Source organism: Rubellimicrobium arenae (assembly GCF_017916275.1).
In the GTDB taxonomy this organism is placed as follows: domain Bacteria; phylum Pseudomonadota; class Alphaproteobacteria; order Rhodobacterales; family Rhodobacteraceae; genus Rubellimicrobium; species Rubellimicrobium arenae.
In genome coordinates, this window is the sequence record NZ_JAFMST010000005.1 from 141,666 (window position 1) to 158,749 (window position 17,084).

The 17,084-nt window shown below is 67.6% G+C and carries 10 protein-coding genes; 6 read left to right on the forward strand and 4 right to left on the reverse strand.

Annotation, left to right across the window (positions count from 1 at the left end; all coding sequences use genetic code 11):
* Positions 1 to 9: 9 nt before the first annotated feature.
* Together J3P31_RS09530 and J3P31_RS09535 are read right to left on the reverse strand one after the other, a co-directional pair.
* Positions 10 to 1,125, reverse strand: a complete 1,116-nt coding sequence (locus J3P31_RS09530) for an L-dopachrome tautomerase-related protein (protein ID WP_210528200.1) — start codon at positions 1,123 to 1,125, stop codon at positions 10 to 12.
* A 333-nt stretch (positions 1,126 to 1,458) separates the two neighbouring features.
* The gene (locus J3P31_RS09535; RefSeq protein WP_210528201.1) at positions 1,459 to 3,777 is read right to left on the reverse strand and encodes a glycoside hydrolase family 15 protein; all 2,319 of its coding nucleotides are present in this window, start codon (positions 3,775 to 3,777) and stop codon (positions 1,459 to 1,461) included.
* A 257-nt stretch (positions 3,778 to 4,034) separates the two neighbouring features.
* Between J3P31_RS09535 and J3P31_RS09540 the strand changes: the two genes are divergently transcribed.
* Complete coding sequence (locus tag J3P31_RS09540; RefSeq protein WP_246849404.1) at positions 4,035 to 6,422, forward strand: glucose/quinate/shikimate family membrane-bound PQQ-dependent dehydrogenase; 2,388 nt, start codon at positions 4,035 to 4,037, stop codon at positions 6,420 to 6,422.
* Between the two features lie 98 nt (positions 6,423 to 6,520).
* On the opposite strand, the gene J3P31_RS09545 is transcribed toward J3P31_RS09540, so the two are convergent.
* Positions 6,521 to 7,402 (reverse strand): manganese catalase, encoded by an 882-nt coding sequence (locus J3P31_RS09545; RefSeq protein WP_210528203.1) that lies wholly within the window; start codon positions 7,400 to 7,402, stop codon positions 6,521 to 6,523.
* Positions 7,403 to 7,644: 242 nt separating this feature from the next.
* Here J3P31_RS09545 and J3P31_RS09550 point away from each other — a divergent pair, with 242 nt between their 5' ends.
* Entirely contained in the window at positions 7,645 to 8,772 is a 1,128-nt protein-coding gene (locus J3P31_RS09550) for an aminotransferase (protein WP_210528204.1), read from the forward strand.
* 187 nt (positions 8,773 to 8,959) lie between these two features.
* Positions 8,960 to 10,606 (forward strand): methyl-accepting chemotaxis protein, encoded by a 1,647-nt coding sequence (locus J3P31_RS09555; protein ID WP_246849403.1) that lies wholly within the window; start codon positions 8,960 to 8,962, stop codon positions 10,604 to 10,606.
* Between the two features lie 57 nt (positions 10,607 to 10,663).
* On the opposite strand, the gene J3P31_RS09560 is transcribed toward J3P31_RS09555, so the two are convergent.
* A complete protein-coding gene (locus J3P31_RS09560; protein ID WP_210528205.1) occupies positions 10,664 to 10,867 on the reverse strand; it encodes a heavy-metal-associated domain-containing protein in 204 nt (67 codons plus the stop codon).
* Between the two features lie 153 nt (positions 10,868 to 11,020).
* Between J3P31_RS09560 and J3P31_RS09565 the strand changes: the two genes are divergently transcribed.
* The 3 genes from J3P31_RS09565 to J3P31_RS09575 all read left to right on the forward strand — a co-directional run bounded on the left by J3P31_RS09565 (position 11,021) and on the right by J3P31_RS09575 (position 17,052).
* Complete coding sequence (locus J3P31_RS09565) at positions 11,021 to 13,570, forward strand: heavy metal translocating P-type ATPase (RefSeq protein WP_210528362.1); 2,550 nt, start codon at positions 11,021 to 11,023, stop codon at positions 13,568 to 13,570.
* A 28-nt stretch (positions 13,571 to 13,598) separates the two neighbouring features.
* Positions 13,599 to 14,078, forward strand: coding sequence for a Cu(I)-responsive transcriptional regulator (cueR, locus tag J3P31_RS09570; RefSeq protein ID WP_210528206.1), 480 nt, complete (start codon positions 13,599 to 13,601; stop codon positions 14,076 to 14,078).
* Between the two features lie 793 nt (positions 14,079 to 14,871).
* On the forward strand, positions 14,872 to 17,052 hold the full coding sequence (locus tag J3P31_RS09575; RefSeq protein WP_210528207.1) for a right-handed parallel beta-helix repeat-containing protein: 2,181 nt from the start codon (positions 14,872 to 14,874) through the stop codon (positions 17,050 to 17,052).
* The last annotated feature ends 32 nt before the right edge of the window (positions 17,053 to 17,084 follow it).

The window sequence follows — 17,084 nt, forward strand, 5'->3', positions numbered from 1 at the left end:
GGGTGGCGGTCAGTGGGCGGCGGGATCGAAGCAGAACAGTTGCGTCCGGATCGATGGCGGCGCGCTGGGCTTGAACCAGAAGGTGTCCTGGATATGGCTCGCGGTGACATAGATGCGCCCGTCCGGCCCTTCGGAGAAGGTGTCGGGCCAGCGAAGCCGCCGGTCGGTCAGGACAGGCTCGACCCGGTCGCCGGCCAATCGGGTGATGCCGTTGTCGGACGGCGAGGTCAGGTAGAGCACGCCCGCCTTGCTCATCCACAATCCGTCCGCGACATGGGTCGTGGCGATGGTCCGGACCTTGGCGGCGCGCTCGTCCTCGCCGATCTCGGGCCGAAGGAGATCGGTGTCGATGGCGTAAAGCGTCCGTCCGGTGAGCGCCTGCCAGTAGAGCGTCCGCCCATCGAGCGAGAGGGCGATGCCATCGGCCGAGAACATCGGCTGGCGTCCGTCCGGCCGTGTCAGGGGCTTGCCGTCCACGGTGACGGTGACGGACGGGTCAATCTGCGTCGAAGGATGCCCGTCGAGGGCGCGGAACCCTTCGCCGCTCTCGAGGTCGATGACGATGATGGCGCCGCGCGTCCCGCTGTCGGTGATGTAGCCGGTCTTGCCGTCGGGCGAGAAGCGGATGTCGTTGAGATAGGTGCCCTGCAGCGCCACATCCTGGGCCACGGGAATGACCTTGGTGACGCTGTTGGTCGAAAGGTCCACCCGCACCAGCTTGGGCGCGCCCTCCAGGATCTTCTCGTTCCCCGGGGCGCCGGGATCCAGGACCCAGAGATGGCCATGGCCGTCCGGCACGACGGACTGCACGCAGACGAAATACTCCTGCACCGGCATTTCGCTGGCCTTGGCGTTGCGCCAGCTGTTCCATCGTTCGTCCGGGTAGGGGCGCAGGGTGCCGTCGGCCAGCACCTCGGCCACCGAGATCGGGGCGTCGTCCGTCCAGCGCGGGAAGTTGACAAAGCGCCGCCCGTCCTCGGTCACCGCGACGCCGGTCACCTGATGGTCGAACTCCGCCACCAGGGTCAGCGGCCCGCTCGTCTGCGACAGATGCCGCGCGATGGCCGCCGCGCCCACGACGCCGGCCACGCCCATACCGGCCTGTATGATCTGGCGTTTGTTCATCTTGGATCCCTCCCGGGATAGTCTGCAATGGCGCGCCCGCTCCGTAGGGAGGAGGCGCCGGGCCTTGGCGCCGATCCGGCGCGTTCGCGGGAAGACGTGTCTCGGGGCATTGCGGTTCCCCGCGGCGAAGCGATCCGTCGGGCGCCAGGTGCCGGGGCTTGGCGCCGGATCACGGGCCACCAGCCGGAAGGCTCCCCTTCTGCCGGGCCTGACGCGGAACCTGACGGCCAGGGCGAAGGGGCCCATGAAAGGTCCCGGGCCTGCGACGCGTCCGGCGCAGGCTGCCGCAGCCTGTCCGGGAGCGACAGAGGTCAGGGCGGCGTGGACATGGCGTCAAAGAAAGCGGACGCGGTGGTCGACCCCGTCCCAGCCGTCCGGCCCCTGCCGCGTGAAGACGATCTCGCGCCCCGGCTCCGAATGGATCGTCAGGCCATGCAGTCCGAAGGCGCCCGGCTCGGCCTGACGGTCGAAGGCGGTCCGCCAGTCGTCGAAGCTGAAATGCAGCAGGAAGGGGGCCGTGTCCTCGATCCGAAGGGCCGCGCCCACTGGCACGGTCCTGGCCGGCGTCTCCGGTCGCCAGGACCGGAGGTGCGATCGCGGCGGCATTTGGCCATACCGGGCGAGCACGCTGTCCAGGATCTCGACGGGGCGGCCCGTCATCGTCGCCGCCACAAGGCGCAGGAATTCCGAATGCGCCCAGACGAGCGGCATGGCGCCTCCCGTGGGTCGCCCCGGAGCCAGCGGGCGGCCCGGGATGGGCGGGCCGTCCCAGACCTGCTCGGGGATCAGGCCGCCCGGTCCCGTCATCGCGGCCATCGTCCCGAGCCAGGGTTGCGGATCCTCGCCGGACTGGAGCGCGTAATGCCCGCGTTCCCCGGTCAGGAGGGGCCAGCCGCGCCCCCGGCCCGTCCCGTCGAAGGGCGATCCGTCGTCATGCTCGCCGTAGCCATCCTCGTTGTAGCGGCGGTAGGTCCGGCCGAAGGGCGTGTCGATCCCGAGGACCCCCTCGCAGACGCGGAGCGTGTCGCGGATCCTCGGGTCGTGCGGGCTCCGCAGGCCGAACCGGCAGAGCGCCAGGAAGTCCATCGCCACGACCTCCGTCGCCGGCACTTGGAGGCCCCCGCGATTCTGGATCGGCAGCAGCTGTTCCGCCAGCGGAGCGGTCGCGCGCGGAGCGATGCGGACGTAATGGCCGGGCACGGATGCCGCGCGGGCGAGCGTCCCGCCCTCGGCAAAGGTCCAATCCTCGATCCGGGTGTTCCAGTCGTCCGCGAGCGCCAGCGCAGCCTCGCGCTCGGGCCCCGACAGCCAGTCCGAGCCGGCCACGAGGGCGCAGACCACGACCGCCAGCGTGTAGGGGCTCAGCCCGGCATTCTCCTCCCAGCGGTCCTGCGGCGTCACGGGGCCATTCCGCACGATGTAGCCGACGGCGCGGCGCACCATCCGGGCGACCCGCGCCCGCACGCCCGGGTCGGCGCTGAGCGCCCCGGCGTCCTGGAGCTTGGCCGCAAGCAGGACGGGGAACGCCACCTCGTCGAGCTGCACGCCGCTCCAGTAGGCTCGGCCGTCGGGGTAGAAGTTCTGCGCCCAGCGCCCGTCGTCCTGCTGGGTCGCGGTGAGGTAGGCAAGCATCCGGCAGGCGTCCTCGGTCTGCCCGCTCGCCAGGAGGCCGAGGCCGGTGTTCACGGCGTCACGTGGCCAGACCAGGTGATAGCCGCCCAGGTCGTCGCGGGAGTTGCCCCAGGGCACGCTGAGCGAGGCGACGATGGCACCCGGAAAGCTCCGGTCTTCGTGGGTCTTCAGGACCGCGGCCGAGCGGCGCCCCTGGTCCAGGAGGCCAGGGTCGAGGTTTCCCCAGGACAGCGGCCTCACGCGGGCCGCCCAATCGCTCCATCCCCGGATGGCTTCGGCGCGGATCGCGTCCATGCCGTCGGCCAGGCTCGATCGGGCCAGCGTCACCGCACCCTCGCGCGAGGCCGCGAAGGCCAGGGCCAGGGTTCCGGAGCCGGCGGCCAGCTCCCCCATGACGGCGACGTTGCCCGGGCCGGCCTTGCCCCAGTCCCAGGTCATCGCGCCGTTGCGATGGAAATCTTGCCAGCCGTCCGAGGTGCCGACATGGCCGGCGCTGGACCGGGTGAACCCGCCGTCCCCCGCCAGGCACAGCCACAACGGACCGCCGTTCGCGACCAGCTCGGACCCGGCCCAGGCCGTGTTCATGGTGCCGGTCGGCCCCAGGCGCGGGGCCAGCAGGGCGTAGAGCCGGCATCCCTCGCCCTCGAGCGCGTAGCGGATCAGGAGGCAATCACGCGAGGGGTCGGGCACGACCTCGAGGGTAAGCCTCCAGTCGGGACCCCCGTCGTGGACCACCGTCGGCAGGGGAATGTCCGGTGCGGGGGTGGACAGCGTGTAGCGGTTCGCCCGCTTGACCTCGGTCCAGCCAGCCGGACCCTGAACGATGAAGCCGAGGTCGCGGATCTGCGGATTCCCCGTCGAGGGCCAGTAGACCTCGTTCAGGATGCCGTAGCCCAGAGTGGCCCAGACGCGCCCCGGGCCGAGCGCCGTCACCACCAGATCCTTGGCCGAGGAGGTCCAGGTCGGCCCGACATCCGTCGGTCCGGAAGGCGCGTCCGGTCGCTCCGTGTCCCTTGTCATCGTGCAAGCCCCTTGATCCCCGCGCAGGGACCATATTGTTCCGGCGGAGCAGGTCCCAGCCCCCTGACGCCGGACCGGTGCATCGTGCCGAGGCTACCCCAGACCTCGGGCACGCTTGGGGCGGTCTCTGATACCATGAATGCAGGGCTGCCATGCCGGAACATTGGTCCCTGCGCGTCGTTATGGCCCCCGACACACCGAAAGCTGAGGGCGGCGCGATGGCATCTTCGAACCTGGGCCGGCGCAGGCCGGGCGTCTTGGCACGTGCACTTGCCGTGATCTTCCTGTTGATCGGGGTCGGCCTCTTCGTCGCGGGGGGATGGCTCATCAGCCTCGGCGGATCGCCCTACTACGCCATCGCGGGCGTCGGCATCACCCTGACGGGGTTCCTGCTGTTCCGAGGCTCGCCTGCGGCTCTCTGGCTCTATGCCCTGGTCGTTCTCGGCACGCTCGCCTGGGCCGTGGCCGAGATCGGGCTGGACTGGTGGGCGCTGGTGCCCCGCGGCGACGTGATCTTCGTGCTCGGCGTCCTGCTCCTCCTGCCCTGGGTGACACGCGGCCTGGGGGGCAGCGCGTCCGCCCGACGGGGTGGCGGGCTCGCGCTGGCCGGGTCGCTGGTGGTGGCCGCGGTGGTCGGGATCGCCGCCATGATCGGCGACGAGCATACGCGGCCCGGAGAGCTGGCCACCGCACGCGCGGACGTGCCGACGAACTACGGCGGCGTTCCCGACGACGACTGGTGGGCCTATGGCCGCTCCCTGCGCGGGGAGCGGTGGTCGCCGCTGGACCAGATCACGCCGGAGAACGTCCAGCAGCTGGACGTGGCCTGGACCTACCGGACGGGCGACATCGCCGGCCCGGACGATCCGGCCGAGACCACCTACGAGGTGACGCCGCTCAAGGTGGGGAACACCGTCTATCTTTGCACGCCGCACAACTGGGTCATCGCACTGGACGCCGAGACCGGGGAGGAGCGCTGGCGCTACGACCCGGAGATCGAAGTGCGCGAGAACCTCCAGCACCTCACCTGCCGGGGCGTCGGCTATCATGACGCGACCCAGCCCGGCGCCGCGGCCGCGCCCGGCGGCGAGTGCCCGCAGCGGATCCTCGTGAGCACCAACGACTCCCGCCTGATGGCGCTGGATGCGGCAACGGGCCAGCCCTGTCCCGGCTTTGGAGAGGGCGGAGCGGTCCATTTGGACCAGGAAAGCCCCGAGTTCCGGCCCGGCTGGTACCAGTTCACCTCGGCGCCGCTGGTGACGCGGCAGCTCATCATCCTGGGCGGGGCGGTCTACGACAACGCCGCCGTGACCATGCCATCCGGCGTGATCCGCGCCTTCGACGTCAACACCGGCGCCCTCGTGTGGAACTTCGATCCGGGCCGCCCCGACGATACCACGCCGCTGGCTCCGGGCGAACATTACGTCCCCTCGACGCCGAACAGCTGGGGCACCTCGACGGCGGACGAGGATCTGGGCCTGGTCTATGTCCCCATGGGCATGGGCGCCGTGGACCAATGGGGCGGCAACCGGCCCGAGACGACCGAGCGCTTCGCGACCAGCATCCTGGCGCTCGACCTGGCGACCGGGGCGCCGCGCTGGACCTACCAGGCGGTCCACCACGACCTTTGGGACATGGACCTCGGGGCGCAGCCGACGCTCGTGGACCTCGACATGCCGCAGGGCCGGGTGCCCGCGCTGGTGCAGCCCACCAAGACCGGCGACCTGTTCATCCTGGACCGTCGCACCGGCGAGCCCGTCCACCCCGCGCCCGAACGGCCCGTGCCGCAGGGCGCCGCCGAGGGGGACTGGACGTCGGAAACGCAGCCCTTCTCGACCGTGACGCTGCGGCCCGGCCTCGTGCGCGAAAAGGACATGTGGGGCTCGACCCTGTTCGACCAGCTCGCCTGCCGCATCCAGTTCCGCCAGATGCGCTACGAGGGTGACTACACGCCGCCTTCGGTGCAGGGCACGCTGGTCTATCCGGGCAACTTCGGGGTGTTCGACTGGGGTGGCGTGGCGGTGGACCCCGTGCGGCAGATCGCCTTCACCAATCCCGACTACATGGCCTTCGTGGACCGGCTGGTCCCGCGCGAGAACCCGGCCTCGGACGCCCAGGTCGACAATCCGCAGAACCAGCCGACCGGCGGGTCGGACATCCAGGGCTCGCACAGCGAGGACGGCCTGAACCCGAACGAGGGCGCCCCCTTCGCGGTCGCGCTGAATGCGTTCCTGTCACCCATCGGTCTGCCCTGCCAGGAGCCGCCCTGGGGCTATGTCGCCGGCGTGGACCTGGTGAGCGGCGATGTCGCCTACATGCGCCGCAACGGCACGATCCGGGACAACACGCCGCTTCCGCTTCCCTTCAAGATGGGGGTGCCGGCGCTGGGCGGCCCGATCACGACCCAGGGCGGCGTGGCCTTCCTGACCAGCACGCTCGACCAGTTCATCCGGGGCTACGACGTGACCACCGGGGAAGAGCTGTGGCAGGCGCGCCTGCCGGCCGGCGGCCAGTCGACGCCGATGACCTACCGGTCGGCCGACAGCGGGCGGCAGTTCGTGGTGACCGTCGTCGGCGGGCACGGCTCGCTCGGCACCAACCTGGGCGATTACGTCATCGCCTACGCCCTGCCGGAGGAAGGCTGAAACGGACGGCGCGGCCCGGGGATCGCCTGGGCCGCGCCGCCGTCTGGAGAGCCTGCAGGGCAGGTCCGGGGGTCGTCCCGAACCTGCCCTTCGCCTGCCTACTCGTGCGCCGACTTGGGCACCGGCATCGCGGGCGTGCCATAGAGCCGCGGATCCACCTGACCCAGCTGTCCCATGTCGTCGGACATGGGCCTGGGCTCGGCCAGGTACTCGAACTCCCCCTTGCCGTCGGGCGTGGTGCCGGCGGCCCAGCGGCCCGCGCTGCTTTCCGTGCCGCCCGAGCAGTTCCAGAACTGATAGCTCACGCGCTGGTCCTCGAGCGACTGCGGGAACTTGGAGGGCACCGGCGTTTCCTCCAGCCCGTCGGCCTGCAGCTCCTCGATGGCGGCCAGCCACTGGTTCTGGTGCATGGTGTCGCGCGCGATCATGAACGCGAGCATCCGCTTCACGCCCTGGTCCTCGGTCAGGTTGTAGAGGCGCGACACCTGGAGGCGGCCCTGGCTTTCGGCCGTGACGTTGAAGCGGAAGTCCGCGAGCAGGTTGCCGGAGGCGATCGTGTACTTGGCGTTCCAGGGATAGCCCATGCTGTCGGACGGCATGGCGCCCGATCCCGAGACGATGGCGTGCTGGGGGTTCATGCCGGCCAGGATCGCGTCCTCGACCCGCGCCCCGCCCATCACGGCGGCAATGGCCGAGTTCTTGGCCGCATCCTCCTGCGTCTCGACGGGCGAGGTTTCCAGCAGCCGCGCGATCATGGTGGCGAGCATCTCGACATGGGCGATCTCCTCGGTCCCGATGTCCATGATCATGTCCTTGTACTTGGCCGGGCCGCGGCAGTTCCAGCCCTGGAACAGGTAGGTCATCATGACGCTGATCTCGCCCCATTGCCCGCCCAGCGGCTCCTGGAGCATCTTGGCGAAGACGGGGTCGGGCCGTTCGGGCTTGGCGTCGAACTGGTATTGATTGGTGCGGAAGAACATATCCGGCTCCTGTTCAGGACAAGGCATTCGTGTCTGGCGCCTGCGCCAGCAATGACGATGCGGCCACCGATCGGAGCTGTCCTGACTCGCGGTCGGGGACATCGGCTCCGCGGCAACGGCGCCCTAACCCGGGGACGCGGCGATCGTTCCCGCCCGGCACGGGATCGCGCCCGAGGCCTCTTCCCGTCCGGGCAGGGCGGGGCTAGGCAGGGCCCCGTCATCCCGGCCCGGAGAAAGATGCCATGCACATCGCCCCGTTCGACGTCGAGATCTGGATGAACGAGTGGGAAACCCGGTGCGAGCTCAACCTCGCCGAGACCTGCGTGGAGAGCCTCACCCTGGCGGAGCTCCTCGAACTGTCGGGACGAGGATCGGCCGATCTGGCCGACCTGCTTCCGCTCAAGATGACCTACGGGGCCATCGAGGGGTCGGACCGCCTGCGCGACGCCGTGGCCGCCCTCTACGATCACCAGGACCGCGGGAACGTGCTCGTGACCCACGGCACCATCGGGGCCAACGCGCTCGTGCATCAGGCGCTGGTCGGGCCAGGGGACCGGGTCGTTGCCGTCGTGCCCACCTACCAGCAGCATTACTCGATCCCGCAAAGCCTCGGCGCCGATGTCAGGCTCCTGCACCTGCGCGAGGAGAACGGCTACCTTCCCGACCTCGACGAGTTGCGGGCCCTGGTGACGTCCGGAACGCGGCTCATCGCGCTCACCAACCCGAACAACCCGACGGGCGCGCTGATCGACCGCCCCTTGCTCGAAGGGATCGCCGCGGTCGCGCGCGATGCCGGGGCCTGGGTCCTCTGCGACGAGGTTTATCGCGGCACCGATCAGGAGGGGGCTGGCCTGACCGCCTCCATGGCCGACATCTACGAACGGGGCATCAGCACCGGCGGGATGTCCAAGGCCTTCTCGCTCGCCGGTCTGCGGCTCGGCTGGATCGTCGGCCCGCGAAGCGTGACCGAGGCCGCGATGATCCACCGGGACTATAACACGATCTCAGTAGGTGTGCTCGACGACCACTTCGCCGCCCTGGCCCTGGAAAGCCGTGACCGCATCCTGGCCCGCAGCCAGGCAATCACCCGCAGCAACCTCGCCCATCTCTCGACCTGGGTCGAGCAGGAGCCCTTGATCTCCTGGGTGCGGCCCCGTTCGGGAACCACGGCGCTGCTCCGCTACGATCTGCCGATGTCGTCGCGCGACTTCTGCATTGGCCTGCTGCGCGAGACGGGGGTGATGTTCACGCCGGGCTCCGCGCTGGGCATGGAAGGGCAGGTGCGGATCGGCTACGCGAACGGCCCCGAGGTGCTCCGGGCAGGGCTGGCGCGGGTGTCGGAGTTCCTGGCCCGTCGCGCGACGGCCTGAGGCCGATCGGGTTCTGCGCATCTCTCGTCCGGATGGGCGCGGCCCCGGATCGGAGTTCGTCGGGGCTCCCGGCCCGGCGTCGCGTTGCGCCTTTCGGCGCAGGGTTAAGCGTGCGTTCACCAGTTTGGGGCAGGATGTCCGGAAAGCGTTGCCGACACGGCGTCGCGACGATCTCCAAGGGACTTACATGATCCGCCCCACGATCAAGCTGAAGCTTGCCTCCGTTTTCCTGGTACTCATTGCGGCCTCGGCGGGCGGCATGGGCATCGCCATCCGCAACCTCGCCGCCCTGGACGGTGGGATCGACAGGATCGTGCACGGCGAGGCCGAGAGCATGCGCCTGTCCCAGTCGCTCCTGCTGGAACAGATGCGGGTCCAGCGTGAAGTCCGGGGGCATCTTCTCAGCCTTTCCCCTGCCGCGAAGCAGGAGGCCGAGAACCGCATCATGGAAGCGCGGCGGCGCACGGACGACATCCTCACGCAGCTCAGGGCGCTGGCCGACGCCAAGGACGAGGAGCGTTTGGACCAGTTCAAGGACATCGTCCTCCAGATGCGCGAACTCAACAACCGCGCCCTGGCTGCCTCGCGGGCGAACAACACCGCCGCCGCATTCGACCTCGTCTCCGGCGAAGGAGAGGAGATCTGGACCCGGATGGAACCGCAGCTGCAGGACATCGTGGACGCCGATCAGAGCGCCATGCAGGCCGCGAACGCGAACTCGGAGCAGCTCTATGCCTCCTCACGCGCCCTGCTGCTCGTCATCCTCGTCACCGCCGCGCTGGCGGGGGCAGGAGCCGCGGCCTGGGTCCTGCTGAGCGTGACCCGGGGGCTCGGACGCGCCAACGACCTGGCGGACCTGGTGGCCACGGGTGACCTGACCCAGACCGTCGAGGTCGCGTCCCGGGACGAGGTGGGCGTCCTGCTCGGCCGGTTGAACGGGATGGTGCAGCGCCTGCGTCAGGTGGCTGGCGACGCGGGTGGCAGCGCGCGTCAGGTCGCGGCCGGCGCCGGCCAGATGGCCAGCACGGCCGGCCAGTTGAGCCAAGGGGCCACCGAACAGGCCGCCGCGACGGAAGAGGCGTCCGCCGCCATGGAGGAGATGACCGCCAACATCCGTCAGACGGCCCAGAATGCCTCCGAGACCGAGGCCGTCGCTGCCCGGTCCGCGCAGGACGCCCGGGACTCGGGCCAGGCAGTCGCTGAAGCGGTCGAAGCGATGCGGACCATTGCCCAGCAGATCCTTGTCGTCCAGGAGATCGCGCGCCAGACCGACCTTCTGGCCTTGAACGCCGCCGTGGAGGCGGCGCGCGCTGGCGAACACGGGCGCGGCTTCGCGGTCGTCGCCTCGGAGGTCCGCAAGCTGGCCGAAAGAAGTCAGGGCGCCGCCGGCGAGATCAGCCGCCTGTCCGCTTCAACGGTGGAGGCGGCCGAAGCAGCGGGTCGCAAGCTGCTCACCCTGGTGCCCGACATCGCGCGCACGGCCGACCTCGTGGCCCAGATCTCGACCGCCAATCAGGAACTCGCGACCGGAGCCGCCCAGGTCAACCTTGCTCTTCGGCAACTCGATCAGGTGACTCAGGACACCAGTTCCTCGGCCACCGAAGTCGCGGCCACGGCCGAGGTTCTGGCGTCTCAGGCCGAGACTCTCCGCGCCTCCATGGCCTTCTTCCGGCTTTCCGCAAGCCCGGTGGGCGTCACGGGACCCCGCGGCCCGGCGGCGGCAGGCGAGACCGGGTCGCAGGCCCGGATGACGCCCAACGCCCGAGGGGCGGGGCCGTCCCAGCCAAATGGAAGCGAGGCCGATCTCGATCTCCAGTTCCGGCGCGCAGGTTAGGGCAACGCACAAACGGGATCAGCGCTTGGACGGGCATCCGTCCGGTCCCGCCGTTTCTCAGAGCGTGCCCGGGCCGGCAGGGTAACCTGCTGCAGCGAGCGCCTCCTTGAGGGCCGACACATCGGCCGTGCTGTCGATTTTGACGGCGCGGCTGGCAAGGTCGGCGTCGACCTGGGCGCCGGGATCCACCGTCTGGACCGCGCGGGTGACCCGGCGCACACAGGCCGCGCAGGACATGTCGGGAACTTGCAACTGGTGCATTCTAGCCTTCCTGATCCACTGTTCACCTTGGATAAGGGTTCCCATCGTGGGAAGGTCAAGCCCGAAAGAGACCATCTGCGGATGCTCCCTTGACCTTCCCATGATGGGAACCCTTATGTGGTCCAGCGTCGTAGACCGGCAAGGAGACGAGGCATGGCACAGGCAGGCGCACAGACCCCCGGGAATGCGCCCGGAGCAAGGGTCAATCTGTCCATCGAAGGCATGAGCTGCGCGTCCTGCGTGTCGCATGTCGAGAAGGCGCTCGCGAAGGTGCCCGAGGTCACGTCGGTGGCGGTGAACCTCGCGACCGGACGGGCAGAGGTCACGTTCAGGACCGAGCCCGATCCCCTCGCGCTTATCCACGCCGTTGAGGAAGCGGGGTATTCCGTTCCGGACGATGAGGTGGACCTGGCCATCGAAGGCATGAGCTGCGCCTCCTGCGTTTCTCATGTCGAGAAGGCGCTCAAGGCCGTTCCTGGGGTAACCGAGGTTACCGTGAACCTTGCGACGGAGCGGGCGCACGTCCGTTTCGGACGAGGGGTGGCCACGCCAGCCGAACTGGTGGCCGCTGTCCAGGACGCTGGTTATCAGGCTCATCCAAGCCCGGACTCAATCGACGCGAACAGCCGAGAAGAGGAAACCCGTGAGCGCGAGGCGGCCTCTCTGCGCCGATCCCTCTTGATAGCCGGTGGACTGACCGCACCTGTCTTCGTCTTGGAGATGGGGGGGCATCTTATCCCCGCCATGCACGATCTGGTCATGACCACCATCAGCATGCGGGCTTCGTGGATCCTGCAGTTCCTGCTGACCAGCCTGGTCCTGTTTGGTCCCGGATTGCGGTTCTTCCGCAAGGGCCTGCCTGCCCTTCGCCGCGCTGCGCCGGACATGAACTCGCTGGTGGCGGTCGGAACCCTGGCCGCCTGGGGCTATTCCGTCGTCGCCACGTTCATGCCCCAGCTTCTGCCGCCCGGCACGGTCAACGTCTATTATGAAGCGGCGGCGGTCATCGTGACCCTGATCCTGCTCGGCCGTTTTCTGGAACTCCGGGCGCGTGGGCGCACATCGGACGCGATCAGGAAGCTCGTTGGGCTGCAACCCAGAACGGCCCGGGTCCGACGCCCGGATGGTGCCGTCGACGTGCCGCTGGAGATGGTCGAGGTCGGCGACATCGTCGAGGTGCGCCCGGGCGAACGGATCCCTGTGGACGGCGAATTGGTCGAAGGGTCCTCCTATGTCGATGAGTCGATGATCACGGGCGAGCCGGTTCCCCTCGCGAAGGCGGCAGGCGACCGGGTCGTCGGCGGCACGATCAACAGAACGGGCGCCTTTGCCGCCCGTGCAAGCCATGTCGGGGCGGACACGGTCCTGGCCCAGATCATCCGAATGGTCGAGCAGTCCCAAGGGTCGAAGCTGCCCATCCAAGCGACAGTGGACAGGATCACGGCCTGGTTCGTTCCTGCCGTGATGAGCGCCGCACTGCTGACCTTTGTCGGCTGGCTGATCCTGGGGCCGGACCCGGCTCTCGGGCATGCGATGGTGAACGCGGTGGCGGTGCTGATCATCGCCTGTCCCTGTGCCATGGGGCTTGCCACGCCAGTCTCCCTCATGGTGGGGACCGGCCGGGCGGCCGAACTGGGCGTGCTGTTCCGGCGTGGCGCCGCGCTGCAGACCCTGCGGGATGTCAGTGTCGTCGCTCTCGACAAGACTGGGACTCTGACCCTTGGTCGGCCCGAATTGACCGACCTGCATCCGGTCGAGGGCTTCACGGCTCCGGAGGTTCTGGCCCTTGCCGCCGCGGTCGAGGTCAAGTCCGAACACCCGATCGGGGAAGCCATCGCCCGCGCCGCTCAACTGCAGGGCCTCACCCTGGGACAAGTCGAGGCCTTCGACGCGGTCCCTGGTTATGGCGTAGCGGCGAAGGTCGACGGTCGCCGCGTGGAGATCGGGGCCGACCGGTACATGGCACGGCTCGGTTATCGTCTTGATGACGCATCGGTCGGCTCGGGACGGCTTGGAAGAGAGGCAAAGTCGCCGATCTACATCGCGATCGATGGCCGGCTTGCCGCGGTGATGGCCGTAGCCGATCCTGTGAAGCCCACAACGCCGGAGGCGATCCGTGCGCTCCATGAACTGGGCCTGCGGGTGGCCATGATCACGGGCGATCATCGCGTAACCGCCAAAGCGGTCGCGGATCGGCTCGGAATCGACGAGGTGATCCCCGAGGTTCTCCCCGAAGGTAAGGTGGCGGCGCTTCGACGGCTGCGTGAGGGCGGTCGAACTGTCGCCTTCGTGGGCGACGGCATCAACGACGCGCCGGCGCTCGCCGAAGCGGACGTGGGGCTGGCCATAGGCACGGGAACGGACATCGCCATCGAGTCCGCCGAAGTCGTGCTGATGAGCGGAGACCTCCGGGGCGTTGTGAACGCCATCGGGCTTTCACGTGCAACGATCCGGAACATCCGGCAGAGTCTGTTCTGGGCGTTCGCCTACAACGGCGCCCTCATCCCGGTCGCGGCGGGTCTGCTCTTTCCGGTCTACGGCATTCTTCTTTCTCCGGCGCTCGCAGCTGGGGCAATGGCGCTCTCGAGCGTGTTTGTCGTCGCGAATGCGCTCAGGTTGCGGAACGTGCGCCCGTGGTTGCCGGCGGCGTCCGACGTCGGCCATCATCCAGGACAGGAGCAGGCACGTCCACAGGCGGCCTGAAGTCGTGATCCAGCAAAGGACCCTGAACATGAATATCGGAGAAGCCTCCAGGGTTTCGGGGGTGAGCGCCAAGATGATCCGCTACTATGAGGAGATCGGCCTGATCCCGCCTGCTCCGCGGCGGGACAGCGGTTACCGCGACTACGCCGAGGCCGATGTTCACCGATTGCGTTTCATCCGTCGGGCCCGCGATCTCGGATTTACCGTGGATCAGATCACGGAACTCCTGGGATTGTGGAGTGATCGCTCCCGGGCGAGTTCGAAGGTCAGATCTCTTGCGCTCAGCCATGTCGACGAGTTGGCGCGCAAGAAGAAAGAGATCGAGGCCATGATCTCCCTGCTGGAACGTCTTGTTCGGTCCTGCCACGGGGATGACCGCCCGGATTGTCCGATCCTCGACGAATTGGCGGCTGACGAGGCTGAACCGTTCGGGCGCCCAGCGACCGGGCCCCAGCGGTTTGGTCAGATCGGCGAGCGGAAAGGGGCTGGGCGGGCAACGAGGCCCTGATCGAAGTGCATCGATCGGCTTAGCGGGGATCGCTGGGGGTCGGCTTTGGCGCCGTTTGCAGGTCCGAAAAAGCGCCATGCAGAGGCTCCTTGATGCTGGGCTGGCTTCGCCCGGCCGTCCTCGGGGGCGCTCAGATGTGCTTGCTCTTGCCGCTCGCAACCAGCAGTCGAACTGGCGTGAACAGCAGGACGCCCAAGTTCGGGCAGATCGGGCGGTAGGTGGAGCCGATGCCTCAGGCTATGACGAAGGGATCGGCAGGCCGGCCTGTCTTTAACCTTGATGAGACGTCAACGTGGCCGTGCCGGTCGCGATTCCGATGGGCTCGGGCCCGGAGCAGCCACGTCGACGAAGGACCGTGGTCAGGATGGACTCGGCGAGACTGATTCTTGCCTGCCGGCGACCTCATTCTTGACCGATTTGTTTGAGACACTGACGCCCGTGAGGCCGCAGATTCAGAATTTCGTTTACAAACAATGTAGCGTTGCAGGGGCCATTCTTCAGCAATCTCCAGACGTTCCGGGGTAACAGTCCGATCGTTCACCGGGCGATTGATGATCGGGTGGCCTTCCATCCGCGGCACCGATAGGGCGCCGATCCGACCTGGCCAACCGTCAGGCGGAAACGAATTGTTCATCTTCGCTAGGCTGTAACCCGCCGCCTGCGCGGGGGATAGTCGGGGTGCGATCGCTTAAGACCACACCTGGAAGATGTCGGCTACGGATCTTCGCGATCCAATCAGGGGCGGAATACCCCGGATCGGAGCGAGTCCGCAAGTAAAGGGCGAAAACCACACATGAGCACCCAGATCATCAGCGTCTCGGACTCGGCGGGCCTTCTCGCGGCGTTGAGCCAGGCCCGAGGGGGAGAGGTCGTCGAATTGGCCGGTGGAAACTACGGCGATTTCGGCCTTTGGAATGTAACCCAGCCCTTCGCCCAATATGCCTCGACGGTGACGATCCGGTCCGCCGACCCAGAGAATCCGGCGTCGTTCTCCAAGATCGCCATGACCGGGGTATCGAACCTGACGTTCGATGCAGTGAAATTCGATTATGACTTTCAGGATGGCGATCCGATCTACTACAAGCCGTTCAAGTTTTCGAGTTGCACGAACATCACGATCACCAATTCGAAGTTCGACGGAGACTACGCCGAGAATGTATCCGCCGAGGCGGACGGATACGGGTATGCCCAGGGGCTGGTTATCAACAACTGCAAGGGCGTCACAATCCAGGGCAATGAATTCGAGAACTTCCATCGCGGCCTGGTAGTCACGGAAAGCCAGAATGTCGTGGTCGCCGACAACAACGTCCATTCGATGCGCAGCGATGGAATGGACTTCAACCAGGTGGATGGCGTCGTCATCGAGAGAAACTGGTTTCACGACTTCACTTTGGCCCCTGGATCAGGCGACCATCCCGACATGATCCAGTTCTGGACGACCGGAACCACCGCGCCGTCGCAGAACATCGTGATCCGGGGCAATCTGATGGACATCGGGGAAGGCGCGGCCACCCAGTCCATTTTCATGCGGAATGAGCTCGTCGACCGCGGGCAAGCCGGATCCGAGATGTTCTATCGGAACGTGCTGATCGAGGATAACACGATCTTCAATGCCCAGTTGAATGGTATCGTGGTCGGCGCGACGGAGGGCCTGACGATCCGCTGGAACTCGGTGCTCCATGCCGATGGCGGAAACGTGGATGGGGCGGATTCGACGGTCGAGATCCCGCGGATCGAAGTCGCTTCGGCCTCGGTTCTCGTCGAGATCGTCAAGAACCTGACGTCGGCCATATCCGGGTTCTCGGGGCAGTCCGGCTGGGTCATCCTGGACAACGTGATGGTGCAGGACCAGAGCACCCTGAAGGCGGGTTACTACGGCACGATGTTCGTCGGCTCGACCCTGGATGTCGAGAACGGGCAGACCCATTACCTCGTCCTCGAGGGAAGCCTCATCGATCTGCTTGACGCCGGATCGAGCTATATCCGGACGTCCGGGACGGGGCTGGAGCCGTTGTTCCACGTCACCGAGGCGAACAGGGCCACCCGGGTCTTCGACGCCGGTTTCTCCCTGGCCGACGGGCAGCACCTGCCCGACGGCACGACCTTCCTGTGGGACTTCGGGGACGGGACCGTGGCCGAGGGCATGAAGGTCGCCCATTCCTACACGACGGCCGGCGACTACTCCGTCGCGCTGAAGGTCATGTTGCCGGACGGCAGCTTCGCCCTTGAAAAGACCGTCGTGGCCGTGGAGGGCGCCCATCTCCTGTCGATGGACTCGGCGAACGGGATCATTGCCTATGACCGGGACACGGCGATCGCGCTGGGGCAGCCGGCTGCCATGACGAGCGAAGGGCTCCAACTGGGTGCATCCGGGGTCGTGGCGTCCGTCGGGCGCCAGTATGTCGCCGACGTGGTGGCGGAGGATGATTTCTTCATGTCGTTCTCGCTGGATGCGGACAAGGTGGGGGCTACGGGCGAGGTTTTCCGGCTTCACGGCAGCTTCATCGCAAGCGTGCTGAGCAGTGGAGAGCTTCAGTTCCTGCTACTGCAGGATGGCCAGAGCTCGACCAAGCTCCTGACCTCCGGCGCGAAATTGAACGCAGTCGCCGATCAGGATCATGACCTGGCGATCAGCTTGGATGACGGCAAGCTCCAGATCTGGGTGGACGGGACGCTGAACGCCGAAACCTCCTTCCATGGCGTCGTCGGCGGCGCGAGCGGGTTCTCATCGCACAACCTTGTCTTTGGGAACCCCTGGGGTCAGGTGAACTTCAACGGGGACCTGGATCATTTCGACTTCTCGGTCAGCACGGGTGACTTCCCGTCCGACCCGGTCGCTCCCGACCCGCTGCCGAGCGGCACCGATGCGGCCATGTCGTCAGAGCCCGACGATGGTTCTCTCGCGTCGGAGCAGATCGGATATGTGAACAGTCCCTACGTGGACGAGCCGGGAGTGAACGAGCTTCTGCTCTGAGCGTCGGTCGGCGGGAGGCGAGTTCGTCGCCC